Raw genomic sequence first — 26,030 nt, forward strand, 5'->3', positions numbered from 1 at the left:
TGCTGATCAGGTTTCCCAGCTTTCCAGGGAGTCGACGTGAAGGACATCTTCAATTTCTTCGAGAAGCCGAAGGACCCGCTCTCGTTCTCGGCCATCCGGATCTCGCTCGCGAGCCCGGACAAGATCCGGCAGTGGTCGCACGGCGAGGTGAAGAAGCCGGAGACCATCAACTACCGGACGTTCAAGCCGGAGCGGGACGGCCTCTTCTGCGCGAAGATCTTCGGCCCGGTGAAGGACTACGAGTGCAACTGCGGCAAGTACAAGCGCATGAAGCACCGGGGCGTGGTCTGCGAGAAGTGCGGCGTCGAGGTGATCCAGTCCAAGGTGCGCCGTGAGCGGCTCGGCCACATCACGCTGGCCACGCCGGTCGCGCACATCTGGTTCCTCAAGTCGCTGCCCAGCCGCATCGGCAACCTGCTCGACATCACGCTGAAGGACCTGGAGAAGGTCCTCTACTGCGAGTCGTACATCGTCATCGACCCGAAGGAGACCACCTTCCAGCGCGGCGAGCTCCTCTCCGAGGACCGCTACCAGAAGGCGCTCGACGAGTTCGGCGACGACGCGTTCTCCGCCGGCATGGGCGGCGAGGCGGTGCTCGGCCTGCTCCGCGGCGTCGGCCCGGTGAGCAAGGAGCACGGCGAGGGCATCCCCGGCCTCGGCAACGAGCTGCGCGCGGAGATGAAGGAGGCCACCAGCGACGCGAAGCGGAAGAAGATCGCCAAGCGCCTGAAGGTGGTGGAGGCGTTCGTCGCCTCCGGCAACAAGCCGGAGTGGATGATGCTGGAGGTCATCCCGGTGATCCCGCCGGACCTCCGCCCGCTGGTCCCGCTCGACGGCGGCCGCTTCGCGACCTCCGACCTGAACGACCTGTACCGGCGCGTCATCAACCGCAACAACCGCCTGAAGCGGCTCCAGGAGCTGAACGCCCCCGACATCATCATCCGCAACGAGAAGCGGATGCTGCAGGAGGCGGTGGACGCGCTGTTCGACAACGGCCGGCGCGGCAAGACCATCACCGGCCCGAACAAGCGGCCGCTGAAGTCGCTCTCCGACATGCTGAAGGGCAAGCAGGGCCGGTTCCGCCAGAACCTGCTCGGCAAGCGCGTGGACTACTCCGGCCGCTCGGTGATCGTGGTCGGCCCGGAGCTCAAGCTCCACCAGTGCGGCCTGCCCAAGATCATGGCGCTCGAGCTGTTCAAGCCGTTCATCTACAACAAGCTCGAGGAGAAGGGGTACGTCACCACCATCAAGAGCGCGAAGAAGATGGTGGAGAAGGAGCGCCCCGAGGTCTGGGACATCCTCGACGAGGTGATCCGCGAGCACCCGGTGCTCCTCAACCGCGCCCCCACGCTCCACCGCCTCGGCATCCAGGCGTTCGAGCCGGTGCTGATCGAGGGCAAGGCCATCCAGCTCCACCCGCTGGTCTGCACCGCCTTCAACGCCGACTTCGACGGCGACCAGATGGCCGTGCACGTGCCGCTCTCCATCGAGGCGCAGATGGAGGCCCGCGTGCTCATGATGAGCACGAACAACATCCTGTCCCCGGCGCACGGCAAGCCGATCATCGTGCCGTCGCAGGACATCGTGCTCGGCATCTACTACATGACCCGCGAGCGCGCGTTCGCGCGCGGCGAGGGCAAGGTGTTCGCGAGCCCGGAGGAGGTCCGCGCCGCGTACGACCAGGGCGAGGTGGACCTGCAGGCGAAGGTCTGGGTCCGCATGGACGGCAAGCGGGTCGAGACCACCGTCGGCCGCGTGCTGCTCTACGACATCGTCCCGCGCCGGCTGTCCTTCGACTCCATCAACAAGGTGATGGACAAGAAGCAGCTGCAGGGCCTCATCGACCTGACCTACCGCCTCTGCGGCGAGAAGGAGACCGTCCTCCTCGCCGACCGCGTCCGGTCGATGGGCTACGGGAACGCCACCCGGGCCGGCATCTCGATCGCGCTCGACAACATGGTGATCCCGCGGAAGAAGGTCGACCTGCTCGAGCGCGCCACGCGCGAGGTGGACGACATCCAGGCCCAGTACACCGAGGGCCTCATCACCATCGGCGAGCGGTACAACAAGGTCATCGACATCTGGGCCCAGGTCACCGAGGAGGTGGCGCAGGAGATGATGGGCGAGATCGGGACCGAGACCGCGGTGGGGACGGGCAAGGACGGCAAGCGCGAGGAGCGCCGGCAGCCGTCGTTCAACCCGATCTACATCATGGCCGACTCGGGCGCCCGCGGCTCCGCCCAGCAGATCCGGCAGCTCGCCGGCATGCGCGGCCTGATGGCCAAGCCCTCGGGCGAGATCATCGAGACCCCGATCACGGCGAACTTCCGCGAGGGCCTCAACGTCCTCCAGTACTTCATCTCGACGCACGGCGCCCGCAAGGGCCTCGCCGACACGGCGCTCAAGACCGCGAACTCCGGCTACCTGACCCGCCGCCTGGTGGACGTGGCCCAGGACGCGATCATCACCGAGTACGACTGCGGCGCGATGGACGGCATCACCCTCGGCGCGCTGGTCGAGGGCGGCGAGATCATCGAGCCGATGGGCGAGCGCATCCTCGGCCGCGTCGCGCTCGACGACATCCTCGACGCGTTCTCCGGCAACGTGCTGGTGAAGGCGAACGAGGAGATCGACGAGGGCAAGGTCAAGCTCATCGAGAACTCGGGCATCGACAAGGTGAAGATCCGCTCGGTGCTCACCTGCCAGGCGCGGCGCGGCATCTGCGTCGAGTGCTACGGGCGCGATCTCGCCCGCGGCCGCAAGGTGAACATCGGCGAGGCGGTCGGCGTCATCGCCGCCCAGTCGATCGGCGAGCCGGGCACCCAGCTGACGATGCGGACGTTCCACATCGGCGGCGCGGCGTCGCGGCGGGCCGAGCAGTCCACCATCGAGAACCGCAACGCCGGCCTCATCAAGTTCCACAACGTGAGCGTGGCCAAGAAGCACGACGGCACGCTCATCGTGATGAACCGGAACGGCGAGATCGTCGTCACCGACGACCAGGGCCGCGAGCGCGAGCGCTACGGCGTGGTGTACGGCGCCAAGCTGCTGGTCCGCGAGGGCCAGAAGGTCGAGGCGAACCAGCTGCTGGCCGAGTGGGATCCCTACTCGATGCCGATCATCACCGAGGTGGCCGGCCGCGTGAAGTACGGCGACCTCGTCGACGGCGTCACCATCAGCGAGCAGGTGGACGAGATCACCGGCCTGGCCCGCAAGGCGGTCATCGCCTCCAAGGACCCGGACGCCCGGCCGCGCATCTCGATCAAGGACGAGGAGGGCAAGACCAAGAAGCTCGCCAACTCCGACGCCGACGCCCGCTACATGCTGCCGGAGGGCGCGAACCTGGTGGTGAACGACGGCGACGAGGTGGACGCCGGCGACGTCATCGCCAAGATGCCCCGCGAGACCACCAAGACCAAGGACATCACCGGCGGTCTCCCGCGCGTCGCCGAGCTCTTCGAGGCCCGCAAGCCCAAGGAGCACGCGGTCATCTCCGAGATCGACGGCGTGGTGGCGTTCGGCAAGGACACCAAGGGCAAGCGCAAGGTGGTCATCACGCCCGAGGTGGACGGCAAGCTCCGGCCCGATCTCGCGAAGGAGTACCTGATCGGCAAGGGCAAGCACATCTCCGTCCACACCGGCGACCGCGTCCGCGCGGGCGAGGCGCTCATGGACGGCGCCGCGAACCCGCACGACATCCTGCGGGTGCTCGGGGAGAAGGAGCTCGCGCGCTGGCTGGTGGACGAGGTGCAGGAGGTCTACCGGCTCCAGGGCGTGAAGATCAACGACAAGCACATCGAGACGATCGTGCGGCAGATGCTGCGCCGCGTGCGGATCGTGGACGTGGGCGACACCGAGTTCCTGGCGGACGAGCAGGTCGAGAAGTTCGCGTTCGAGGAGGAGAACGAGCGCGTGCTGAAGGCCGGCGGCCGCGCCGCCCAGGGCGAGCCGCTGCTGCTCGGCATCACCAAGGCGTCGCTCTCGACCGAGTCCTTCATCTCGGCCTCGTCGTTCCAGGAGACCACGAAGGTGCTGACCGAGGCCGCCATCAGCGGCAAGGTCGACTACCTGCGCGGCCTGAAGGAGAACGTCATCATGGGCCGCCTGGTGCCCGCCGGCACCGGCCTCGGGGCCTACAAGCACCTCGACATCGAGGTGGAGACCCCGGTGGACGCGGTCGAGGAGGCGGAGGAGGCCCTGGCCGTCGGGGCGGAGGAGTAGCGAGCCGCCCGGCGAACGCCTCGCCGCGACCAAGGGTCCGGTCCCAGAAGGGGCCGGGCCCTTTCCTTTTTGATCCGGCGCATGAAGTTGTCCGGGCAGTAAGCACCCGCTTAACGGCTGTGGTTGGCTGCCGCGCCTCGGCCGCCCCGATCGGAGTTCGGTTTCGACTTGATCTGCCGCAAGCCCAGTGGTTTGACGTGGGACAGGCGGGCGCTCGCATGGGACCGGAATGCGGAATTCCGGCTCATGTTCATATTGGCGGAATCCGGAGGCGGCGGCGCAGCGGCAGAGGAGGGGACGGCGAAGAACCCCGTCCTGTCGGTCGGTTCCGGGCTACTTGACTGATTCGGTCCATTAATCTAACCTGACGTTACGTAACCTCCCCGAGATGGATTGACGCAGGACAGGACAGGTAGAGAGGCAACGGAATGAGGACGGCGAGCACGCAGAGAGGCAGCAAGGAGTTCGATGAGCTGGCCCCCTACCTCAAGGCGGTCCGCGACTTCCCGCCGCTCACCCGCGAGGATGAGCACGCGCTCGCCATCCGCGCGCGCAAGGGCGAGGTGTCCGCGAAGCAGAAGCTGGTCCGCCACAACCTCGCGTTCGTGGTCGCGATCGCGCGCAAGCAGCGCCGCGGCACGGTGCGGCTGGACGACCTGATCCAGGAAGGCAACGTCGGCCTGATGCGCGCCGTCGAGAAGTTCGACCCGCACGCCGGGACGCGCTTCTCGACGTACGCGGTGTGGTGGATCCGCGCCTACATCGGGAAGTACCTCAAGGAGGCGCGCTCCACGGTGCGGCCGCAGAGCGGCACCGTCGCGCAGCCGGACCTGTCGCTCGACAGCGCCATCGACGAGGAGGGGGACGCCACCCACCTCGAGCGCATCGAGGACGACGGCCCCGGGCCGGAGGACACCTACCTCTCCGGCGAGGGCGACCGCGAGGTCCGCGACGCGCTCGGCAAGGTCCGCAAGCGGATCGGCGAGCTGGGCTGGGACATCGTGCACAACCGGCTCGAGCAGGACCAGCCGCGCACGCTCGAGGAGATCGGCAAGCGCTGGGGCGTGTCGCGCGAGCGCGTCCGCCAGGTCGAGCTGAAGACGAAGCAGTTCCTGCACCGGTACCTCCAGCCGGTCGAGCGCGACGCCGCCTAGCGCCGCGCGAACCTTCCGCGCCGCGTCCCCGGCGCACCAGAGGCCCGCCCCCGCTCCGGAGGCGGGCCTCGTCGCGTCCGGGGCCCGCGGCGCGCCCGGCGGCGCGACGGCGCCCCTTCGCGCACGGTGCGGGTCCGGGCCTCACGCGTAGTAGAATCGCCCCCGGCGCGGAGGGCGCATGTCGAGGGTGCTCAAGGACGGGCCGGGCGGCCGGCGCATCGAGGGGGCGATCTACGAGGCGGGCGCCCGGGCACGCGCGCTCGTGGACGACGCGCGCGCCGAGGCCGCGCGGCTCGTCGAGGCGGCCGCGGCGGAGCGGGAGGCGATCCGCGCCGAGGCGGTGCGCGAGGGCCGCGAGGAGGGGATGGCCCGCGCCGCGGCGGCGCTGGCGACCGCCGGGGAGGCCCGCGCGGCCCGCCTCGCCGGGCTGGAGCGCGAGGTGGCGCGCCTGGCGCTCGACGTGGCCCGCCAGCTGCTCGGGCGCGAGCTGGCGGCGGCGCCGGAGGCGGTGGCCGACCTCGCCGCCCGCGCGCTGGCGCGGGCGAAGGACTGCCGCGAGCTGGTGCTCCGGGCGAGCCCGGCGGACGCGGCGCTGCTGCGCGCCGAGCCGGCCCGCTCGCGACTGGCCGCGCTGCTCGCGCGGCCCGAGGGGCCGGCGCTGCGCGAGGACCCGGCCCTCCCGCCGGGCGCGGTGGTGGTGGAGACCGAGGCCGGGCGCATCGACGCGCGCGTGGAGGCCCAGCTCGCCGCGCTGGAGCGCGCGCTGGAGGAGGCGCCGTGACGGTGGACCTGGGGCGGGTGCGCGCCGCGCTCGGGGAGGCCGCGCCGCTCCCGCTGCGCGGGCGGGTGACGCGGCTCACCGGCCTGGTGCTCGAGGCGGCGGTGGGCGGCGTCCGGCAGGGCGAGGCGGTGGAGATCCGCGCGCCCGGGCGCGAGCCGCTGCTGGCGGAGGTGGTCGGGCTCCGCGACGACCGCGCGGTGCTGGTGCCGTTCGGCGAGCTCGCCGGCGTCGGGCTCGACGCGGAGGTCGTCCCCACCGGCCGGCCCCACGCCATCCGCGCCGGGCCTGGGCTGCTGGGGCGGGTGCTGGACGGCCTGGGCCGGCCGCTCGACGGCGCGCCGCTCCCGGCCGGGCTGGAGGAGTGGGCGGTGGACCGGCCCGCGCCGAACCCGCTCGCGCGTCGCCCGGTGGCGGCGCCGCTCCCGCTCGGCGTGCGGGTGCTCGACGGCCTCCTCACCGCCGGGGAGGGGCAGCGGATCGGGCTGTTCGCCGGCTCGGGCGTGGGCAAGTCCACGCTGCTCGGCCAGCTCGCCCGCGGGGCGCGCGCCGACCTGTGCGTGGTGTGCCTCGTCGGCGAGCGCGGGCGCGAGGTGCGCGAGTTCCTGGAGGGCCCGCTGGGCGCGGAGGGGCTGGCGCGCAGCGTGGTGGTGGCGGCCACCAGCGACGCGCCGGCGCTGGTCCGCCTCAAGGCCGCGCACGTGGCCACCGCGGTTGCGGAGTGGTTCGCGGAGCGGGGCGACCGGGTGCTCCTGCTGGTGGACTCGGTGACGCGCTACGCCCGCGCGCTCCGCGAGGTGGGGCTGGCCGCGGGTGAGCCGCCGGCGCGGCAGGGCTACCCGCCGTCGGTGTTCGCGGCGCTGCCGCGGCTGCTGGAGCGGGCCGGCAACCGCGCCCGCGGCGGCATCACCGCGGTGTACACGGTGCTGGTGGCGGGCGGCGACCTCGAGGAGCCCGTCGCCGACGAGGTCCGGGGCATCCTCGACGGCCACGTGGTGCTCGACCGCGCCGTGGCGGCCGGCGGCCGCTTCCCGGCGGTGGACCCGCTCCAGAGCCTCTCCCGCGTCATGCCCGCGGTGGCGGGCCCGGGGCACCTGGCGGCGGCCGGCCGGGTGCGGGCGCTGCTCGCGGCGCACGCGCGGGTGCGCGACCTGGTGGCGCTCGGCGCCTACCGCGCCGGCGCGGATCCCGAGGCGGACCTGGCCCTGGCGCGGCTGCCGGCGATCGAGGCGTTCCTCCGGCAGCCGCTCGGCGAGCCGGCGCCGTTCGAGGAGACGCTCCGGCGGCTGGAGGCGCTGGCCGGGTGAGCGGCGAGGCCTTCCCGCTCGCCGCGCTGGAGGCGCTCCGGCGGCGCGAGGAGGACGCGGCGCGGGCGGCGGTCGCCGCCGCCCGGGCAGCGCTCGAGGCCGCGGAGTCCGGGCGGGCGCGCCGCGCGGCGGCGCTCGAGCTCGCGCGCGGCGCGGCCGCGGCGACGGGGCGGGCGGTGCCGGCCCCGGGCTCCGCGGCGGCGCTCGCCGCGGGCGCCCGCCACGCGGCGCGGCTGCGCGACGAGGCCGAGGCGCTCGCGGCCGCGCACCGGGGCGCGGAGGCGGAGGTGGCCGCGCGGGCAGGGGCGCTCGAGGACGCCCTGGCCGCGCTCGCGGCCGCGTCGCGCGCCCGCGAGGTGCTGGAGCGGCGGCGCGCCGCCTGGGAGGCCGACCGGCGGCGGCGGGCGGACCGGGCGGCGGAGGCGGAGCAGGACGACCGCGGCCCCGCCGGGCGGCCCGGCGGCGAGGCGTGACCGGCGGTCCGGACGGCTCAGGCGGCGGCGAGCAGGCCGCGCAGGCAGTCGATCAGCTCGGCGTTGTCGAACGGCTTGCGGACGAAGCCGCTCGCGCCCGCCTCGACCGCCTTGCGCGGCAGGTCCGGGCCGGGCCGCGCCGAGACGACCAGGATCGGCCCGCCGAACCCGGCCGCGCGCATGCGCCGGCACAGCTCGAGCCCGTCCACGCCCGGCATGGCCACGTCGAGGAGCACCGCGTCCGCGTCCGCCAGCGCGCCGAGCGCCTCCTGCGCGCCCGGCGCGATGCGGGGCAGGAGCCCCTCCAGCTCGAGCAACGTGGCGAGGAACTCGCAGATGGCGGCGTCGTCGTCGACGAGCAGGACGCGGGGCGTGGGCACGCGCGTCACCTCTGCGCCAGCGGCGCGTCCAGCTTGCCCTCGCTGCACTCCACCCGGAGCGAGCGCGGCTTCAGGTGCGTCGGGGCGGGCGCGCCGTCCTTCTCGAAGCGGCTGGTGGCGACGACCAGCTTCTGCCCGTCGCGCACGGTGGGCGTGCGGTAGCTCCAGCCGCCCTCCAGCGTGAGCACCACGTCGGTCCAGATCCGGTCCGACGCGTTCCACACCATGATCTGCGTGCCGATGACCTCGTCGCTCATCCGCACCTCGGCGCCGAGCGCGTTGCGCGGGCCGGAGGACGGGCACGCCACCCACACCGTGCCGAGCGAGAGGAGCGCCCACGAGGCGACCACCGCGGCGCGCAGCCGGAAGCCGCGGGTGGACTTGCGGTAGCCGTCGGCGACGTCCTGGGCCAGGTCGCGCGCGAGGTGCGTCACGCGCTGCGCGGCGGCGACCGGGTCGGGGCGGAGCGTCTCCTTCATGGCGGGCGAGCCTACCGCCCGCCGCCGCGGCCCGACAAGCGGGTAGGCCCGCGTCCGCCGTGTCTCACACGCCCTCCATCCCCACCGTGGCGACCGCCGTGGCCTCGTCGCCGCCGGCGCCGCCGATCCGCCGGTGCAGCGCGATCACGCGCCGGCGCACCTCGGTGAGCAGCGCGGTCCGGTCGGGGAAGTCGGCCGGGCTGACCGGCTCGCCCACCGCGACGCGGATCGGCCCGGGCCAGATGGCGATGATGCGCTTCGGCGTCACCTTGCCGCTGCCGGAGATGGCCACCGGCACCACCGGCACGCCGGCCTCCATCGCGACCACGAACGGCCCCTTCTTGAACGGGTGGACGCGGCAGTCCAGCGAGCGCGTACCCTCGGGGAAGACGATGAGCGAGGTCCCGGCGCGCACCACCTCGCCGGCCTGGCGGAGCGACTGCACCGCCTGCCCGTGGTTGCGGCGGTCCACCGGCACGTGGCCGCCGAGCCGCATGTACGCGCCGAACACCGGGAGGCGGAACAGCTCGGCCTTGGCGATGAACCGCACGCTGCGCGGGAGGACCTTGAACAGCACCCAGATGTCGAGCGCGCTCTCGTGGTTGGACGCGAAGATGAGCGGCCCGTCGGGCAGCGGCGGGAGCGGCTCAGGTGCACGCGGGAGCCGGTGAGCCACAGGCACGAGGGCGACCAGGCGAACCGCGCGAACCAGATGGGCAGGTCCCCCGAGCCGGTGAGGAGCATCACCGGCAGGCTGACGAAGAAGAAGAACGCCATCGAGATGGCGCAGTAGACGAGGACGACGAAGCCGCGGGCGCGCGCCAGCATGGGTGCCTCTCGAGACCGGGGCCCGGCCGGGCGGGGCGGGGCGGGGGGTATATAGCACGCGCCCGGCCCCCTTCCGCGGCGCTAGACTGTGGCGGTGAACCCTCCCCTGAGGCTGGCCGAGGAGGTCCGCGCGGCGCTCGCCGCCGGCGGTCCGGTGGTGGCGCTGGAGACGAGCGTGGTGGCCCAGGGCCTCCCGCCCCCGCACAACCTGGAGGCGGCCCGCCGCTGCGCCGCCGCGGTGCGGGCCGCGGGCGCGGTGCCGGCCGCCGTCGCGGTGGTCGCGGGCGAGGTCGTGGTCGGCGCCGACGACGCCGCGCTGGAGCGCCTCGCGGATCCGGCGCGGCGGCCGGCCAAGGCGTCGCCGCGCGACCTCGCCGCGCTCTGCGCCGCCGGGCGGGACGCGGGCACCACCGTGGCCGCGACCGTCGCGGTGGCCGCGCTCGCGGGCATCCGCGTCTTCGCGACCGGCGGCATCGGCGGGGTGCACCGGCTCGCGCCCGGGGAGCCCGCCGCCGGCGCGGCGGACGTCTCGGCCGATCTCGCCGAGCTGGCGCGGGCGCCGGTGTGCGTGGTCTCCGCCGGGCCGAAGGCCATCCTCGACCTGGCCGCCACCGCCGAGGCGCTCGAGACGCTGGGCGTGCCGGTGCTGGGCTGGCGCACCTCGGAGCTGCCGGCGTTCTACTCGGACGGGAGCGGCATCGCGCTCGAGCACCGCGTGGAGGACGCCGCCGCGGCGGCGCGGGTGCTGCGGCTGCACTGGGACGCGCTGCGCCGGCGCGAGGGCGTGCTGCTCGCGGTCCCGCCGCCCGAGGCGGTGGCGCGCGAGGTGGTGGAGGCGGCCATCGCCGCGGCGCTCGAGGACGCGCGCGCGCGGGGGATCCGCGGCAAGGCGGTGACCCCGTTCCTGCTGGAGGCGGTCTCCCGGGCCACCCGCGGCCGCGCGCGCGCCGCCAACCTGGCGCTCCTGGAGCGGAACGCCGCCGTCGCCGGGGAGGTGGCCGTGGCGCTGGCGGCCGCCGCCGGCTGAGGATTTCGGGGCGAATCGCGAGCCGCGCAGGCCGCGCTCCTCTAGAATGCCGCGTCCGATGTCCGCCGCCCCACGCCCCAGCCCCGTCTTCGTCTCCGATCCCGACGCGCTCTCCCGGCTGCTCGACGCGCTGGCGGGCGAGCGGGTGCTCGCGCTCGACACCGAGTCCAACAGCTTCCACGTCTACCGCGAGCGGGTGTGCCTGCTGCAGCTCTCCACCCGGGCGCAGGACTTCGTGGTGGACCCCATCTCGGTGGACGTCCGCCCGCTCGGGGAGATCCTGTGCGACGGGCGCGAGGTGGTGCTGCACGGCGCCGACTACGACGTCCGCTGCCTGCACCGCGAGTACGGCTGGCGCATCCCCCGGCTGTTCGACACCATGGTGGCGGCGCGGCGGCTGGGACGGCCCGGCCTCGGCCTGTCGGCGCTGGTGGAGTCGCACTTCGGCGTGCGGCTCTCGAAGGCGTTCCAGCGGTCCGACTGGGGCCGGCGGCCGCTCACCCCGGACCAGCTCGCCTACGCCGCGCTGGACACGCACTTCCTGCTGCCGCTGTTCGACCTGCTCACCGGCGAGCTGGCCGCGCGCGGCGCGCTCGAGGAGGCGTGGAAGGAGTCGCAGCGCATCGCCTCGGTCGTGGCGCGCGAGCGCGTGTTCGACCCGGAGGGCTGGCGGCGCATCAAGGGGGCCCGCGAGCTCGACGCGCCCGGCAAGGCGGTGCTGCGCGCGCTCTGGATCGCCCGCGAGGACCGCGCCCGCGCCTCGGACCGGCCGCCGTTCAAGGTGCTCGGCGAGCCCGCGATGCTGGAGATCGCCCGGCGGCGCCCGGCCACGCGCGAGGCGCTCGCGGCCATCCCGGGCGTCACGCCGTCGGTGCTCGGGCGCATGGGCGAGACCATCGCCGCCGCGCTGAAGGCGGCCGGCTAGGCGAGCCCGCTAGAACCCGACGCCCTGCGCCGGCGCCGCCACCGCCCGCGCCGGGTCGATGGGCGCGGGGGCGCCGCCGGAGAGCCGGCGGTACACGTCCCAGTCGGACAGCACGACCTTCACGTACTGGCGCGTCTCGCGGTACGGAATGCACTCGACCCACGCGTCGAGCGGCATGCCGGCGCGCGCCCGGGCCCACTCCGACGCCGGCCCCGGGCCGGCGTTGTAGGCCGCGAGCACCACCGCCGGGTCCGTGAAGCGGGCGCCGAGCAGGCCGAGGTAGTGCGCCCCGAGCGCCACGTTCACCTCGGGCCGGTCGAGCCGGTCGCCGACGCCGCCGGGCACGCCCAGCAGCGCCGCCAGCCGCTCGGCGGTAACGGGCCGGAGCTGCAGCAGCCCCTCGGCCCCGGCGCCGCTCCGCACCGCGCGGCGGAAGCTCGACTCGCGCCGCATCACCGCCAGCACGAGCGCCGGATCCACGCCGAACGCCCGGGCGCGGGCGGGGAGCAGCTCCGGGTACGGCTCGGGGTGCGACCAGCGCAGCGTGCGCGCGCTCTGGCCGAGGAAGTCGCGGGCCATGCGGAACGGCAGCTCCGCGTCGCCCGCGTGGGCCGCGAGCTGCGCCACGAGCGGCGCGGCCGCGCGGGCGGCGCCGCCCCGGGCGAGCTGCCGGAGCTCGTCGAGCCCCGCGTCCTCGAGCCCGAGCCCCATCAGCTCGGCCGCGACGGCGAGCTGCCCCGCGGCGGCGGCGGGCGCGGCGTCGGGCAGCGGCCGCGGCGGCGCGGCGGGCGGCGGCGGTGACGCGATCCCGTCCGCCTCGAGCCGGGCCCGCGCGAGCAGCGCGTACCAGGGGTCGGCGCCTGCCGCCGCCGCGCGCAGCAGGCGGGCGCGGCGGCGCGGGTCCTTCGCCAGGCGGCCCTGCCAGTAGGCGGCCGCGTCGGCGAACGGCCCGCGCGACAGGCGGGCGAGGGCGCGCGCGGCGTCGGCGGGGCGGCCGAGCCGGTAGCGCGACCAGGCCGCGAACCAGAGCGCCTCGTCCACGCGCCGCGAGGTCCGGCGGTAGGCGCGCGCGAACGCGTCCAGCTCCGAAGCCGCGCGGCGGTAGTCGCCCGCGTCGTAGTGGAGCCAGGCCGCCAGGTAGGCGGCCTCGTCGCCCAGGTCCCGCTGGCGCCAGTCGGGCAGGCCGGCGATGGGCGCGTCGGATGCGGCCACCTCGCGGTAGCGCCGGCTGGCCTCGTCCACGCGGCCGGCGCGCGCCGCGGCCCGCGCCAGCGCCAGGCGCGCCGAGCGCTGCACCCGCGGGTCGGGATCGTCCGCGAACGGCGCCGCCACCCGCGCGGCCTCGGCGTGCCGCCCGAGGCCGACGAGCGCCGCCGCGCGCAGCACCTCGACGCGGCCCGCCGGCACCTCCGGGTCCGCCTCCCGCGCCGCGGCGAGCTCCTGGAGCGCGTCCTCGGGCCGGGCGGTCGCCACCAGCCGCTCGGCGCGCGCCAGGTGGTCGTCCGCGGAGGCGAGCGGCACCGGGCCGCCCGCGGCGCGCCAGGCCGCGAGCAGCTCGCCCGCGCTCCGAGCCTGCGGCAGGTCTGCCTCGAGCCAGAGCGCGCGCCAGCTCTCCACCGCGCGCGCCTCGTCGTCCGCGGCGCGCAGCGCGCGGCCGAGCGCGAGCCGCGCGGCCGGGGCGGCGGGATCCGAGGGCCAGGCGCGCAGCGCCGCGTCGAGCGTGGCCACCGCCTCGGCGGCGAGCCCCGCCTCGACCAGCGCCTCGCCGGCGAGGAAGCGGGCGCGCCGCGCCACCGCGAGGCGCGGGTCGGCGCCGGCCTCCTCGAGCAGGCGCGCCGCCGCGTGCGGCTCCCCGGAGGCGAGCAGCGCCTGGCCGCGGAGGAACGCGAGGTGCGGCCGCGCCGGCGCGATCGCCGGGGCGAGCGCCACCTCCAGCGCCTCGGCCGCCTCCGAGGGCTGGCCGCCGTCGGCGAGCGCGAGGCCGAGCGCCGCCTGCGCGCGCGCGCCGGCCGCGCCGCGGGGCCGCGCCGAGAACGCCCGGCGCGCCGCCGCGGCGGACGCGTCGGCCTGCCCGCCGGCGAGCGCCTGGGCCGCGTCGCCGATCCCGGCGAGCCAGTCGGTGAGGGGCTCGGGGACGGTCCGGGCCGCGCAGGCGGGCCCGGCCGCCAGCAGCAGGGCGCAGGCCAGGAGCGCCCGTCCACCGCGCCCGCCGGCCGGGTAAGCCCAGGGCCTACGGATGCTTTCCGGGGAGGTGGGAAGAGGGACCCCTAGGGGGGATGTGGGGGCCTTGACGGGCTGCATCGGGGAGCGCGATATAGCGCGCGCAGCCTGGCCGCCTGTCGGCCGGGCGAGAGCTTCGAGTCTTTCAACTTCGGAAGGCGGCGCGCCATGCCTCGGGGAGGGGCCCTGGCGCTGGACGGGTGGCGGTCTCGGCGCCCCGTCGCGTCGCCGGGGGCCGGCCGCGGGGCCGGTCAGAGGAGTCCACGTGCTCGCCAAGCCTTGTCCCACCGAGCTCACCGCACCCATCAACCCCGATCGCGGCGTCGAAGGCCACCGGAACCTGTTCTGCAACTTCTACGACAGCTGCCTCGACGAGGCGGTGAAGCGCGGCTGGAACAGCTGGACCTGCACGCGCTGCCAGCTCCACGCCGTCGAGCCGGAGGTCGAGGGCGGCATCGAGAGCTACGCCACCCAGCGCCGCCTCGTCTGATCCCTCAGTCCGTGTAGATCACCGCGACGAACAGCCGCCCCGGCCCGAAGCGGCGGCTGTCGCCCTGGACCGCGCCGACGCCCACGCGGGCGAAGCGCGCGTCGCCCACGTTCGCGGACCGGGCCGCCTCGCCCGGACCGCTCACCACGAACACGTCCACCGCGGCGATGCGGCGCCCGAGCCGCAGCGCGCGCACCTCGACGTCGCCCGGATCGGTCTCGTCGCGGGCGCGCATGCCGACCGCGGCCTCGCGCGCGAGCGCGTCGAGGCGCAGGTCGGCGGTGAGCGGCGTCCGCCCCAGGCGCGCGCGCTCGGCCCAGATCGCCTCCCGCACCCGCGCGTCCGGCGTGAGCCGCGAGCCGGCGCCGTCGTCGGGCGGCTCGACCAGGATCTCGGTGAGGTAGACGGTCGGGTCGCCGGACGACAGGCGGCCGCGCGCGATCCCGACGCCCACCCGCGAGACGCCCGGCTGGAGCAGGTTCCCGAGGTGCGCGGGGCTCTCCTCCGCGGCCTCGTGCGCCTCCAGCGCGGTCGAGGCGCGGGCCACGTTCTCGTACGCGCGCCGGTAGGCGATGCGCGCGCGGGAGAGGCGCTGGACCAGCTCACCGGTGCCCGGGAGCACGTGCGCCACCTTGCCCTGCGCGAGCATGTTCGCGCTGTGCGCGCGGGCCGCCTCGGTGAGCTGCGGCGCGGCGGTCACGGGCTGCAGGCCGCGGGCGGCGCGGAGCGCGTTGATGGCGCGCACCACGCCCGCCTCGGCGGCGGCGGCGTCGCCGGGCTCGGGCGCGGGCCGGCGCGCGGGCACCGGCTGCGCGGCCGGGACCGCGGCGGCGCCGGCCTGGACCTCGAGCAGCGCCGCGACCTCCGGCCCGCCGCGGCCGTGCCCGAGCACCTCGACCACGTGGCGCCCGGCGGCGGCGAACGCGACGCGCGCCCGGAAGCCGTCCGGGCCCCCGGAGACCGCCTCCTCGTGGACGGCGCCGGCGGGCGAGGTGACGAAGACGCGCGGGCGCGACAGCCCGCCCAGCAGCTCTCCGGCGATCACCGTCGAGGCGCCCTCGGCCACGCGGCGGGGCACCGGCTCGAGGTGGGCCTTGCGGTCCGACGCCAGGACCGCGACGAACACCGACCCGTCCGCTTGCGCCGCGCCCGCGCCCACGTGCGTGGCGGCGCCGCGCGGGATGACGTCGGCGAGGGCCGCGGCCGCGCGGTCGGGCGCGGCGCGCACCAGGTAGGCCGCCGGGGCGGGGTCGTAGGCGCCGGCGCGCGCCAGCGCGGCCCGGAGGTGCTCGCGGGCGAGCGGCTCCTCCGCGCCGGAGGCGGCGAGCGCGGCGAGGTCGCGCGCGGCGAGCGAGAGGGCCGCCGAGGTGCGCGGCGCGCCGCGCGCGGAGAGGCGCTCCCCGGCGGCGCGGAGCGCGTCGGCCTCGACCCGGGTGGCCTGCACGGCGGGCTCGCGGCCGTAGGCGGTGCCGGGCGCCTCGGCGACCGGGGGCGCGGGCGACGGGGCAGCGGCGCGCGGTGCGGACGGAGGCGCGGGCGGCGGCACCGCGCCGGGCGTGGGCGCGCGCGCCGGCCCCGCGCAGGCGCCCAGCGCGGCCGCCAGCGCGGCGGCGAGCGCGGCGCGCGCGAGGGGCGGGCGGGCGGGGCGGGCTCGCCGCATCCGGCTCAGCGCTCCGGCCCGATCCGGATCTCGAGGCCGAGCGCCACCGCCCGGCCCATGCGCGCGTTCACGCGCTCGCACAGCGCCGCTGCCAGCTCGTTGACCTGGGTCGCCCATTCGGGGGAACTTACCAGCACCAGGAGGCGGCCGTCGCGGAGACGTCCGCGCATCGAGACCTCGCGGGAGAGCCGGGGCCCGCAGGCCTCGGCGAAGGCCGCGGCGAGCGCGGCGGACTGCGCCTCCGGGCGCCGCGCGAGGGCTTCCGCCAGGGCGGCGGCGACGGTGCGGCGGCGGCCACGCATGGCGGCGACGTTAGGGGGATGCTTGGGCGCCGTCAAGCCGTGGTGCGACACCGGGCCGCGCCGTGCTCCGGCGGGGACCCCCTGTGCTAACCTCTCGTCGTTCTCGGGGGATTGCCGTGGCGCAAGGAGAGATGGCAGCGGGGGACCTGGGGGCGGCGGCCGGGACGGCGCCGCACCCGAACCGGGCCCCTGCGCGCAGCGCCGCCGGCGACGAGCGCGGCCGACTGAACCTGTCGTGGCTCGTCCAGCTTCACTGGTGGGCGATCCTCGGCCAGGCCACCATCGTGGTGGGCGCGCAGTCCTGGACCCACATCGGCCTGCCCATGGGCACGCTGGTGGCGGTGATGGTCCTGGAGGTCATCGCGAACATCGTGCTGGGCGCCTGGGCGCGCCGCGCGCAGGTGACCGACCGCGACATCGCGCTGGTGATGCTGATCGACGCGGCGGTCCTGACCGTCCTGCTCGACCTGACCGGGGGCGCGTCCAACCCGTTCTCGACGCTCTACCTCGTCAACGTGGCGCTCGCCGCGGTGCTGCTGCCGGCCGCCTGGTCCTGGCTGCTCATGGCGGCGAGCCTGGCGGGCTTCGCGTCGCTGTTCGTGCACGAGCACTTCGCCGGCGTGAGCCACCACATCCGCACCCACATGGACCACGCGCAGACCATGGCCGCGCACCTGCGCGGCATGTGGGTCGCGTTCGCGCTGGCCGCGGTGTTCGTGGTGTTCTTCGTCCAGCGGGTCACGCGCGCGCTCGCCGCGCGGGAGGGTGAGCTCCAGGCCGCGCGCTTCCAGGCGCAGCGGCGCGAGAAGCTCGCCTCGCTGGCCACGCTCGCCGCGGGTGCGGCGCACGAGCTCTCCACCCCGCTCTCCACCATCGCGGTGGTCGCGAAGGAGCTGCAGCGCGCCATCCCGGCCGACGCCTCGAGCGAGCTCCACGACGACCTGCAGCTCGTGCGCGACCAGGTGGCGCGGTGCCGCGAGATCCTCGACCGGATGGCGGCGCACGCGGGCGAGAACGTGGGGGAGCCGTTCGCGCAGATGCGCGCGCGCGACTGGGTGGACGCCGCGCTGGACGGGTTCCGCTGGCCGCAGCGCGTGGACGTGCGGATCGACCCGAGCGCCGAGGCCGCCTCGCTGGTGGGCCCTCAGCGCGGGCTCGCCGAGGCGCTGCGCGGCCTGCTCAAGAACGCGGTCCAGGCGTCGCCGCCCGACGCTAGCGTCACGCTCCTCGTCACCGCGCCGCCCGGCCGCATCCAGGTCACGGTGCGCGACCGGGGCCGCGGCATGACGCCCGACGTGCTGTCGCGCGTGGGCGAGCCGTTCTTCACCACGAAGGTCCCCGGGGAGGGGATGGGGCTGGGCCTCTTCCTCACCCGGGCGCTCGCCGAGCAGCTCGGCGGCGAGTTCAACATCACCTCCACCCCGGGGGACGGGACGGAGGCGCGTATCGAGCTGCCGGTGTCGACGGCCGGCGAGAGGAGCAGCCCATGAACACGATGACGCCCGAAGTGACCCGCGAGTCCTTGCCGAGCATCCTGCTGGTGGACGACGACGAGGTGCTGCGCGAGCGGCTCGCCACCGCCATCCGCGCCCGCGGGTACGAGGTCCGGACCGCAGGCTCCGCCGAGGAGGCGATGCGCGAGGCGACCCGCGACTCGCCGGAGATGGCGGTGCTCGACCTGCGCATGCCCGGCGGCTCGGGCCTGGAGATCCTGCGCGAGCTGCGCCGCCAGGACCCGTCCACCCGCGTGCTCATGCTCACCGGCTACGGGAGCATCGCGACGGCGGTCGAGGCGGTGCGCGAAGGCGCGGTGGGCTACCTGCCCAAGCCCGCCGACGCGGACGAGATCCTGGCCGCGCTGAACGGCACCAACACCGCCAAGGAGAAGGGCATCGAGACGCCCTCGCTCGCCCGGGCGGAGTGGGAGCACATCCAGCGCGTGCTCACCGACTGCGGCGGCAACATCTCCGAGGCGGCGCGGCGGCTCGGCATCCACCGCCGCTCGCTCCAGCGGAAGCTGCACAAGTACCCGCCGGCGAGGTAGCCGCCTCGCCCGCCGAGGCCGGCCCACCGCGCGCCCTCCCGTCAGGGCGGGGGCGCGCGGCGAACCCTTTTCCCCTCGGCGGGGTCGAACTCCGTGTCAGGCGCCCCGGAGGCCGATGGACGGCGGGGGGCGGAGAGGCACGGAGACATGGCGCACGCGACGGTCGAGATCACCTCGCAGAACTTCAAGGACGTGGTCGAGAAGGACGGCATCGTCCTCGTCGACTGGTGGGCGCCCTGGTGCGGCCCGTGCCGGTCGTTCGCCCCGACGTACGAGAAGGTCGCGGGCAAGCACCCGGACCTCACCTTCGGGAAGGTGAACACCGAGGAGCAGCAGGAGCTCGCGGCGGCGTTCGACATCCGGTCGATCCCCACGCTGATGATCCTGCGCGACAAGGTCCTGCTGTTCTCGCAGGCCGGCGCGCTGCCCGAGGCCGCGCTGGAGGACCTCATCCGCCAGGTGCGCGCGCTCGACATGGACAAGGTCCGCGCCGACGTCGCCGCGCAGGAGGCGGAGGCGGCGAAGCGCACCGCGTCGGCCTGAGCGCCTTCCCCGGCGCCCGCGCAAAGAGAAGGGCGGATGGCCGCGAGGCCACCCGCCCTTCGAGCCTCCGGGCCCCGCGGGGCTACTTCGTCCCGCCGGTGCTCGGGGTGCTGCTGCCCGAGGTCCCGCCGCCGGAGCCGGCCGCGCCGGTGCCGGAGGTGTCGGTCGAGGAGCCCGAGCCGGTCGAGCTGCCGGAGCCGGTCGAGCTGCCCGAGCCCATGTCCGTGCTCGAGCCGGAGCCCGTGGTGCCGGAGCCGGTGGAGCTGCCGGACCCGCTGGTGCTGCCGGAGCCGTAGCTCGAGGAGCCGCTGCTGCCCGATGACCCGGCGCTCATCACCTCGAGCGTCTTCACGGTGACCGTGTCGCCCGCTCCCGAGAAGCTGGCGCGGACCTGATCGCCCTCCTGGATGTCGGTCAGCGTGGCCATCTGGCCGTCCTTCGTGACCTTGGTCTCGTCGCTGATCCGGAGCTTCCTGTCGGAGTTCGCGAGCGTCAGCTCCTTCGTGTCCTTGTCGAACTTCTGGACCGTCCCGGTGAGCTGGTGCGTGCGCTTCGCGCTGCCCATGGTGGACGCCGACGAGCCGGTGCCCGACGACGAGGTGTCGCTCGAGACCCGGTGCCGTAGCTCGAGCTGCCGGAGCCCGTGCTGCCCGAGGTGGCGCTGTCGCTCGAGCCGCTGCCGGTCGTGCCGGAGCTGCCCGTCCCCATGCTGCCGCTGCCGGTCGAAGCGCCGGTGCGATCGCGATCGCTGGTCGAGCCCGACGTCGTCGAGCCGCCCGTGGCTCCCTGCGCGCTCGCCGGCTGCGCCGCGACGAGCAGCCCGGCCATGCCGAGGCCGGCCACCGTACCCCATCCGAAATACCTCATTGGATCTCCCTCTCTGCTCTGGTTCGGAGCCCGGCGGTCGCCGTGGCTCTCGTGTTGGCTTCCGATACGGTAGTGCCGGGGCACCTGTGCGGAAGGGTTGCGCCCCCGGTTGAAGGCGCAGGAAGTGCCGTGCGCACGGGCAGTTGCGCAGGGCCCAGGCCCTCGCCCCCCGCACCGCGCGCCGCCCGCCGGCCCCCGTGTCAGACCGCCTTGCTACCTGAACACGCGAGCAGCTAAGTTGCGGGCAGGAGCCGCCGGCCATGTCGCAGCCCAGGGAACGCCACCTCGTCCTCGCGCACCTGCGCGACGAGATCCGCCGCATCGAGCGCCGCCCGGCGCGGCGGGAGGGCTGCGTCCCGAGCGGCCTGGCGGAGGTGGACGCGGCGCTGCCGGGCGGCGGGTTCCCGCGCGGCGCGCTGTGCGAGCTCGCGGGCGGGCCCGCCAGCGGCAAGACGGCGGTCGCCCTGTCGCTGCTCGCCGGCCTCGGCCCGGAGGCGCTGTCCGCGTGGGTGGACGTCCGGGGGGATCTCTACCCGCCCGCCGCAGCGGCGCGCGGGGTGGACCTCGCGCGCCTGCTCGTGGTGCGGCCCGGGTTGCCCGCGGGGTCGAGCACGGCGTCGGGCGCGGGGGCCGGGCCGGCCCGGGACGGCGACGCCGCGCGCGCGCCGGCGGTCACGGCGCTGTGGGCGGCCGAGGCGCTGCTCGCCTCGGGCGCGTTCGCGGCGGTGGTGGTGGACGTGCCGGCGGCGCGGCTGGCGCACGGCGCGGACGCGATGGCGCGGCGGCTCCAGGCCGCGGCGGAGAAGGGCGGGGCCGTGGGCCTCTGGCTCGCGCCCCGCCGCGCCGCCCTGCGGGTGCCGGCCGCGCTCCGGCTCGAGCTCTCGTCCGAGGGCGGCCGCGTGGTGGCCCGCCGGGCGGTGGGCGGCGCGGTGGCGGGGAGGGCGGGCCATGCCGCGTGAGCCGGCCGCGCCGCGCGTGGTGGCGCTGCAGCTGCCCGACCTCCCGCTCCAGCGGGTCCTGCGCGGGCGCGAGCGCTCCGCCGGCGGCGGGCCCGCGGCGCCCCTCGCCGCCCTCGCAGTTCTCGACGACGGGCGGGTGGTGTGCTGCACGCCGGCGGCGCGCGCCGCGGGCGTGCGGCCAGGCCAGTCCGCGGCCGAGGCGCTCGCCGCCTGCGGCCGGCTGGAGGCGGTGGTGCGGGACGCCGCCGCCGACCTGGCCGCGCTGCGGGCGCTCGCGGAGGTCCTGCTCGGGATCGCGCCCGCCGTCGAGGTGGCGGCGCCGGACGTGCTGCTGCTGGACGCCGGCGCCGCGCGCCTGCTCGCGGCCGGCGCCGGCGCGCCGGCGCCCGGCGGGGCGTTCGGGCCGGGCGAGGAGCGGCTGGCGCGCCGGGCGGTGCAGGCCGCCGCGGACATGGGCTACGCCGCGCGCGCGGTGGTGGCGACCGGGCGCGGGCCGGCGGCGGCCCTGGCGCGGCACGGGCGCTTCGACGGCGCCGTCCATGGCGTCGCGCCCGGGGGCGCCGCGGCGGCGGCCGCGCTGGCGGGCCTCCCGCTCGCGGCGCTCGGCCTCGCGCCGGCGGTCGCAGGCCGGCTGGCCGCGGTGGGGGTGGCGGACGCGGGCGCGCTCGCGCGGCTGCCGGAGGGGACGCTCGCGCACCGGCTCGGGCCGGAGGGCGTGCGCGCCGCGCGGCTGGCCCGCGGCGAGGACGCGTCGCCGCTCGTGCCGCACGTGCCGGAGACGCTCCCCCAGGAGTCGCTGGAGCTGGAGGCGCCGGCGGAGGGCGCCGAGCCGCTGCTGTTCGGGCTGAAGCGGCTCGCGGATCGCGTGGCGGCGCGGCTGGCCGGGCGGGGCCTCGGGGCGACGCGCCTGCGCCTCGTGCTCGCGCTCGACCCGCGCGGCGAGGAGCGGATCCAGGTGCCGCTCTCGCAGCCCAGCGCCTCGGCGGCGCGCTGGCTCGTCCCGGTGAAGGAGCACCTCTTCACGCTCCGGCTGCCCGGCGCGGTCACGGCGCTGCGGCTCGTGGCCGCCGAGGTGGCGCCGGTGGCCGCCGAGCAGCTCGCGTTCGGAGACCGGCCCGAGGCGGTCGCCGCGCTGGAGGGCGTGCTGGCGCGCCTCGCGGTGCGGCTCGGGGACGGCGCGCTGTTCGCGGCGGAGCCGGTGGCGCGCTACCGCCCGGAGGGCGCATACCGGCCGGTGCCGTTCCGGCCGCGCGCGTCGAGCGGTCCGGGGCGAGGGGCGCGCGCGCCCGCTCGCCCTTCGACGGGCGCGGGGCGATCCCTCGACGGGCTCGGGGAGCGCGGGGCCTCCGATCCGCTCGGGGTGAGCCCGTCGAACCCCGAGCCGGGGACCGGCGCGAGCGGGCACGACCAGGAGGGCGCGTTCCGGCCCACCCGGCTGCTCGCCGCGCCGGAGCTGGTGGTCGCCGAGGGCGAGGGCGGCCGGCTCACCGCGCTGCGGGTGGGCGGGCGCGACCGCGCGGTGCTCGCGCTGGAGGGCCCGGAGCGGCTGCGCGGCGAGTGGTGGTCCGGCGGGTTCGACCGCGACTACTACCGCGTCCGGCTCGAGGACCTCGGCGACTGCTGGGTGTACCGCGACGGCGCCGACGGCCGGCTGTGGCTGCACGGGTTCTTCGACTGATCGCCGAGGCGCGCCATGTCCCACGCTCCCCGCTACGCCGAGCTCCGCTGCAAGTCCTGCTTCTCCTTCCTGGAGGGCGCGAGCCACCCCGAGGAGCTGGTGGGGCGCGCGGCCGAGCTCGGGCTCTCCGGGCTCGCGCTCGCCGACGTGAACGGGCTGTACGGCATCGTCCGGGCGCACGCCGAGGCGAAGCGCCAGGGCTTCCCGCTCATCGTGGGCGCGGAGCTGGTGGTGGCCGGGCTCGCGCCGGGGCGCCCGGCGCGGCTGGTGCTGCTCGCCCAGGATCGCGAGGGGTACGCGGGGCTGTGCCGGCTGGTGACGCGGGCGCACTGCGGCGAGGGCTGGACCGGCGCGCCGCCGCGCCGCGAGCGGGACGCGGTCGCGGTGCCGTTCGAGGCGGTGGCGGCCGGCGCGCGGGGGCTGTTCGCGCTGTACCCCGGCGCCGACGGCGACGCGGTCGCGCGGCTGAAGGACGCGTTCGGCCGGCGGGCGGCGCTCGCGGTGGCGCGCCACCGGGTGGCCGGCGAGGAGGCGCGCGTGCTCGCCGCCCGCTCCGCGGGGCGGCGGCTCGGGGTGCCGGTGGCGGTGACGAACGACGTCCACACGCACGCGCGCGCCCGGCAGGTGCTGCAGGACGTGCTCACCTGCGTGCGCCACGGCACCACCGTCGATCGGGCCGGGCGGCGCCTGTTCCCGAACGCCGAGCGGACGCTGAAGGGCCCCGAGGAGCTGGCGCGGCTGTGGAGCGACTTCCCCGAGGGGCTCGCGGCCGCCGCCGACATCGCCGACCAGTGCCGCTTCCGCATGGAGGAGATCCGCGGCGAGCACCCGCTGCCGCCGGTGGTGGTGGAGCGCGGCGCGCTCGCCGGCGGCGTCGAGGTCGCCACCTCCAGCCCGGCGCAGGCGGCGCGGGACGGCGCGCGGACCGCCACCCCGAGCCTCGCGCTCCGGGCCTCGCTCCCGGCGGACCGCCCGGCCGGGCCCGAGCCCGCGGCCGAGCCCGGAGCTCCCGCCGTCCCCGCCGTCCCCGGCCTGCCCGCCGCCGCGGTCGCCGCCGGGGACGCCGGCGCGGATCGGGACGGGGCGCTCGCGGGGATGGCGCTGCTGCGCGAGCTGGTGCGCGAGGGCGCGCGCTGGCGCTACGGCGGCGAGCCGCCGGAGGACGTGGCCCGGCAGCTCGCCCGGGAGCTCGACCTCGTCGAGTCGCTCGGGTACGCGAGCTACTTCCTCACGGTCTGGGACGTGGTCCGGTTCGCGCGCTCGCGCGGGATCCTCTGCCAGGGGCGCGGCAGCGCGGCCAACTCCGCCGTCTGCTACGTGCTCGGCATCACCTCCATCGACCCCGTGCGCATGGGGCTCCTGTTCGAGCGGTTCATCTCCGCCGAGCGCGGCGAGCCGCCCGACATCGACGTGGACTTCGAGCACGAGCGCCGCGAGGAGGTGCTCCAGTACGTCTACCAGCGCTACGGCCGCGACCGCGCCGGGATGGTCTGCGAGGTGATCACCTACCGGGGCAAGTCGGCGCTCCGCGACGTGGGGAAGGCGCTCGGGCTCTCGCTCGGCCAGGTGGACCGGCTCGCGAAGCTGGTGGGCAGCTACGAGGACCTGGGGCAGGTGGGGCCGGCGCTCCTCGCGCAGGCCGGTCTCGACGCGGCGGACTCGGAGCGGGTGCGGATGACGCTCGCGCTCGCGCGCGAGCTGCAGGGCTTCCCGCGCCACCTCTCCATCCACGTGGGCGGCTTCGTCATCACGCGGCGGCCGCTCTGCGAGACGGTGCCCATCGAGCCCGCCGCCATGCCCGGCCGCACCATCGTCCAGTGGGACAAGGACGATCTCGCCGAGCTGGACCTGCTCAAGGTGGACCTGCTCGGCCTGGGCATGCTCACCGCGCTCTCCCGGGCGCTGGCGCTGCTCGCGCGCCACCGGCCCGCGCCGGCCTCGCCCACCCCGGTGCCGCACCCCGACGCGCTCGCCACCATCCCGGCCGAGGATCCGGAGGTCTACGAGATGCTCGGGCGCGCCGACTCCATCGGCGTGTTCCAGGTGGAGTCGCGCGCGCAGATGTCGCTCGCCCCGCGGCTGCGCCCGCGCAACTTCTACGACCTCGTCATCTCGGTCGCGATCATCCGGCCCGGGCCGATCCAGGGCGGCATGATCCACCCCTACCTGCGCCGCCGCGACGGCAAGGAGCAGGTCCGCTACCCGTACGCGCCGCTCGAGCCGGTGCTGGCCCGCACGCTGGGCGTCCCGCTGTTCCAGGAGCAGGCCATGCGCCTCGCGGTGGTGGCGGCCGGGTTCACGCCGGGCGAGGCGGACGAGCTGCGCCGGGTGATGACGCACCGCCGCTCGCACGAGAAGCTCGCCGCCATGAAGGCGCGGCTGGTGGCGGGCATGGCGGAGCGGGGCATCTCCGGCGCGGACGCGGAGGAGATCTTCAAGCAGCTGCTCGGGTTCGCCGGGTACGGCTTCCCGGAGTCGCACGCGGCCTCGTTCGCGCTGCTGGTCTACGCCTCGGCCTGGCTGAAGCGCTACCACCCGGCCGCGTTCGCCTGCGCGCTCCTGAACAGCCAGCCCATGGGGTTCTACGCGCCGCACACGCTGGTGGAGGACGCGAAGCGGCACGGCGTGGAGGTGCGCGGGGTGGACGTCGGCTGCAGCGGCTGGGAGAGCAGCCTGGAGGGCGCCGTGCCCGGGCGGCCGGCCGCGCCGGGCGAGGCGGCGGTGCTGCGCGTGGGGCTGCACGCCATCCGCGGCCTCCCGCGCGCGGTGGGGGAGGCCATCCTCGAGGCGCGGGCGGCCGGCCCATTCGGCTCGGTGGCGGAGCTGGTCCGCCGCGCCCGGCTCTCCCGCGCCTGGCTGGTGCGGCTGGCCGAGGCGGGCGCGCTCGGCGCGCTCGCGCCCGACCGCCGCGGCGCGGTCTGGCGCAGCCTGGCGGTGGAGGCGGACGGCGGCGACCTGTTCGCGGGGCTGGCGCCGCCGGAGCCCGAGGCGGCGCTCCCCGCGGCCTCCGCCGCCGACGAGGTCTCGGCCGACTTCACCACCACCGGCCTGTCGGTGCGCGGCCACCCCATGGCGCTGGTGCGGCCCGGGCTGGGCGGCGACCGGATCCGCACCGCCCGCGAGCTGGGGCGCCTCCCGGATCGCGCGCCGGTCGAGGTGGCGGGGCTGGTCATCGTCCGGCAGCGGCCGGAGACCGCCCGCGGCATCGTCTTCGTGAGCCTGGAGGACGAGACCGGGATCGCGAACCTGGTGGTGATGCCCGACGTGTACGAGCGCTTCCGGCCGGTGGTCCGCGGCGCGCCGTTCCTGCTGGCGCGCGGCCGGGTGGAGCGGAGCGGGAAGGTGGTGAACGTGCGGGTGGACTCGGTGGCCCCGCTCGCGCTCGCGCCCTCCATGGACGCGCGCGCGCGGGACTTCCACTGAGGCGCCCACCGTTGCTGCGCCCCGGGCCTCCTCGCGATCCCGTCCCTCGACTCCGCGCGGCCGTCCCTCGACTCCGCGCCGCTGCGCGGCGCTACGCTCGGGATGAGCGGACGGAGTCGAAGGGTCGGGATGAGCGGACGGAGTCGAAGGGTCGGGATGAGCGGGCGGATGCGATGATCCGCTCACCTGTCCCTCGACTCCGCGCGGCCGTCCCTCGACTCCGCGCCGCTGCGCGGCGCTACGCTCGGGATGAGCGGACGGAGTCGAAGGAA

22 protein-coding genes are annotated in these 26,030 nt (G+C 76.3%); 15 read left to right on the forward strand and 7 right to left on the reverse strand.

Annotated elements, in window-relative coordinates; genetic code table 11:
• The first annotated feature begins 36 nt into the window (after positions 1–36).
• The 5 genes from rpoC (at position 37) to ACOQFB_RS09905 (ending at position 7,933) form a co-directional block, all read left to right on the forward strand.
• Positions 37–4,221 (forward strand): DNA-directed RNA polymerase subunit beta', encoded by a 4,185-nt coding sequence (gene rpoC / locus ACOQFB_RS09885; RefSeq protein WP_059438157.1) that lies wholly within the window; start codon positions 37–39, stop codon positions 4,219–4,221.
• Positions 4,222–4,649: 428 nt separating this feature from the next.
• A complete protein-coding gene (locus tag ACOQFB_RS09890; RefSeq protein ID WP_011420650.1) occupies positions 4,650–5,375 on the forward strand; it encodes a sigma-70 family RNA polymerase sigma factor in 726 nt (241 codons plus the stop codon).
• Between the two features lie 178 nt (positions 5,376–5,553).
• Entirely contained in the window at positions 5,554–6,156 is a 603-nt protein-coding gene (locus ACOQFB_RS09895) for a FliH/SctL family protein (RefSeq protein ID WP_421610981.1), read from the forward strand.
• On the forward strand, positions 6,153–7,460 hold the full coding sequence (locus ACOQFB_RS09900; RefSeq protein WP_421610980.1) for a FliI/YscN family ATPase: 1,308 nt from the start codon (positions 6,153–6,155) through the stop codon (positions 7,458–7,460). The genes ACOQFB_RS09895 and ACOQFB_RS09900 overlap by 4 nt, the downstream gene beginning before the upstream one ends.
• A complete protein-coding gene (locus tag ACOQFB_RS09905) occupies positions 7,457–7,933 on the forward strand; it encodes a hypothetical protein (RefSeq protein ID WP_494492551.1) in 477 nt (158 codons plus the stop codon). The genes ACOQFB_RS09900 and ACOQFB_RS09905 overlap by 4 nt, the downstream gene beginning before the upstream one ends.
• A 17-nt stretch (positions 7,934–7,950) precedes the next feature.
• Here ACOQFB_RS09905 and ACOQFB_RS09910 read toward each other — a convergent pair whose 3' ends face one another.
• From ACOQFB_RS09910 to ACOQFB_RS09920, 3 genes are all read right to left on the reverse strand, one after another.
• A complete protein-coding gene (locus tag ACOQFB_RS09910) occupies positions 7,951–8,313 on the reverse strand; it encodes a response regulator transcription factor (RefSeq protein ID WP_421611020.1) in 363 nt (120 codons plus the stop codon).
• Between the two features lie 5 nt (positions 8,314–8,318).
• Positions 8,319–8,792 carry a hypothetical protein gene (locus ACOQFB_RS09915; protein WP_421611019.1) on the reverse strand — a complete coding sequence of 158 codons (474 nt, stop codon included), beginning with the start codon at positions 8,790–8,792 and terminating at the stop codon, positions 8,319–8,321.
• A 64-nt stretch (positions 8,793–8,856) separates the two neighbouring features.
• Entirely contained in the window at positions 8,857–9,468 is a 612-nt protein-coding gene (locus ACOQFB_RS09920) for a 1-acylglycerol-3-phosphate O-acyltransferase (RefSeq protein ID WP_494492552.1), read from the reverse strand.
• On the opposite strand from ACOQFB_RS09920, the gene ACOQFB_RS09925 reads away from it, so the two are divergent.
• The 3 genes from ACOQFB_RS09925 (at position 9,460) to ACOQFB_RS09935 (ending at position 11,572) form a co-directional block, all read left to right on the forward strand.
• A complete protein-coding gene (locus ACOQFB_RS09925; protein WP_494492553.1) occupies positions 9,460–9,585 on the forward strand; it encodes a hypothetical protein in 126 nt (41 codons plus the stop codon). The genes ACOQFB_RS09920 and ACOQFB_RS09925 overlap by 9 nt on opposite strands.
• Positions 9,586–9,714: 129 nt before the next feature.
• A complete protein-coding gene (locus ACOQFB_RS09930; protein WP_421611018.1) occupies positions 9,715–10,647 on the forward strand; it encodes a pseudouridine-5'-phosphate glycosidase in 933 nt (310 codons plus the stop codon).
• A 58-nt stretch (positions 10,648–10,705) separates the two neighbouring features.
• A complete protein-coding gene (locus ACOQFB_RS09935; RefSeq protein WP_059439484.1) occupies positions 10,706–11,572 on the forward strand; it encodes a ribonuclease D in 867 nt (288 codons plus the stop codon).
• A gap of 9 nt (positions 11,573–11,581) precedes the next feature.
• Here ACOQFB_RS09935 and ACOQFB_RS09940 read toward each other — a convergent pair whose 3' ends face one another.
• Positions 11,582–13,873 (reverse strand): lytic transglycosylase domain-containing protein, encoded by a 2,292-nt coding sequence (locus ACOQFB_RS09940; protein WP_421611017.1) that lies wholly within the window; start codon positions 13,871–13,873, stop codon positions 11,582–11,584.
• A gap of 184 nt (positions 13,874–14,057) precedes the next feature.
• Between ACOQFB_RS09940 and ACOQFB_RS09945 the strand changes: the two genes are divergently transcribed.
• Complete coding sequence (locus ACOQFB_RS09945; protein WP_041453424.1) at positions 14,058–14,282, forward strand: hypothetical protein; 225 nt, start codon at positions 14,058–14,060, stop codon at positions 14,280–14,282.
• A gap of 4 nt (positions 14,283–14,286) precedes the next feature.
• On the opposite strand, the gene ACOQFB_RS09950 is transcribed toward ACOQFB_RS09945, so the two are convergent.
• Together ACOQFB_RS09950 and ACOQFB_RS09955 are read right to left on the reverse strand one after the other, a co-directional pair.
• The gene (locus ACOQFB_RS09950) at positions 14,287–15,942 is read right to left on the reverse strand and encodes a CAP domain-containing protein (RefSeq protein WP_494492554.1); all 1,656 of its coding nucleotides are present in this window, start codon (positions 15,940–15,942) and stop codon (positions 14,287–14,289) included.
• A 5-nt stretch (positions 15,943–15,947) separates the two neighbouring features.
• Positions 15,948–16,280: a DciA family protein gene (locus tag ACOQFB_RS09955; RefSeq protein ID WP_494492555.1), complete on the reverse strand. Its 333-nt coding sequence runs from the start codon at positions 16,278–16,280 to the stop codon at positions 15,948–15,950.
• A 95-nt stretch (positions 16,281–16,375) separates the two neighbouring features.
• Here ACOQFB_RS09955 and ACOQFB_RS09960 point away from each other — a divergent pair, with 95 nt between their 5' ends.
• The 3 genes from ACOQFB_RS09960 to trxA all read left to right on the forward strand — a co-directional run bounded on the left by ACOQFB_RS09960 (position 16,376) and on the right by trxA (position 18,831).
• Entirely contained in the window at positions 16,376–17,734 is a 1,359-nt protein-coding gene (locus ACOQFB_RS09960) for an ATP-binding protein (protein ID WP_059439493.1), read from the forward strand.
• Complete coding sequence (locus ACOQFB_RS09965; RefSeq protein WP_011420663.1) at positions 17,731–18,288, forward strand: response regulator transcription factor; 558 nt, start codon at positions 17,731–17,733, stop codon at positions 18,286–18,288. The genes ACOQFB_RS09960 and ACOQFB_RS09965 overlap by 4 nt, the downstream gene beginning before the upstream one ends.
• A 147-nt stretch (positions 18,289–18,435) precedes the next feature.
• Positions 18,436–18,831, forward strand: a complete 396-nt coding sequence (gene trxA, locus ACOQFB_RS09970) for a thioredoxin (RefSeq protein WP_059439492.1) — start codon at positions 18,436–18,438, stop codon at positions 18,829–18,831.
• Positions 18,832–18,913: 82 nt separating this feature from the next.
• Here the strand turns inward: trxA and ACOQFB_RS09975 are convergent, their stop codons facing one another.
• A complete protein-coding gene (locus tag ACOQFB_RS09975) occupies positions 18,914–19,684 on the reverse strand; it encodes a hypothetical protein (protein ID WP_494492556.1) in 771 nt (256 codons plus the stop codon).
• 274 nt (positions 19,685–19,958) lie between these two features.
• Between ACOQFB_RS09975 and ACOQFB_RS09980 the strand changes: the two genes are divergently transcribed.
• Genes ACOQFB_RS09980 through ACOQFB_RS09990 form a run of 3 tightly spaced genes read left to right on the forward strand, consistent with a single transcriptional unit; the run spans position 19,959 to position 25,758 of the window.
• Positions 19,959–20,657: a hypothetical protein gene (locus ACOQFB_RS09980; protein WP_421611027.1), complete on the forward strand. Its 699-nt coding sequence runs from the start codon at positions 19,959–19,961 to the stop codon at positions 20,655–20,657.
• On the forward strand, positions 20,647–22,335 hold the full coding sequence (locus tag ACOQFB_RS09985; protein ID WP_494492557.1) for a Y-family DNA polymerase: 1,689 nt from the start codon (positions 20,647–20,649) through the stop codon (positions 22,333–22,335). The genes ACOQFB_RS09980 and ACOQFB_RS09985 overlap by 11 nt, the downstream gene beginning before the upstream one ends.
• 15 nt (positions 22,336–22,350) lie before the next feature.
• Positions 22,351–25,758, forward strand: coding sequence for an error-prone DNA polymerase (locus ACOQFB_RS09990; protein WP_059437203.1), 3,408 nt, complete (start codon positions 22,351–22,353; stop codon positions 25,756–25,758).
• Positions 25,759–26,030: the final 272 nt, after the last annotated feature.

This window comes from Anaeromyxobacter sp. Red801 (genome assembly GCF_049201065.2).
Lineage (GTDB): Bacteria > Myxococcota > Myxococcia > Myxococcales > Anaeromyxobacteraceae > Anaeromyxobacter.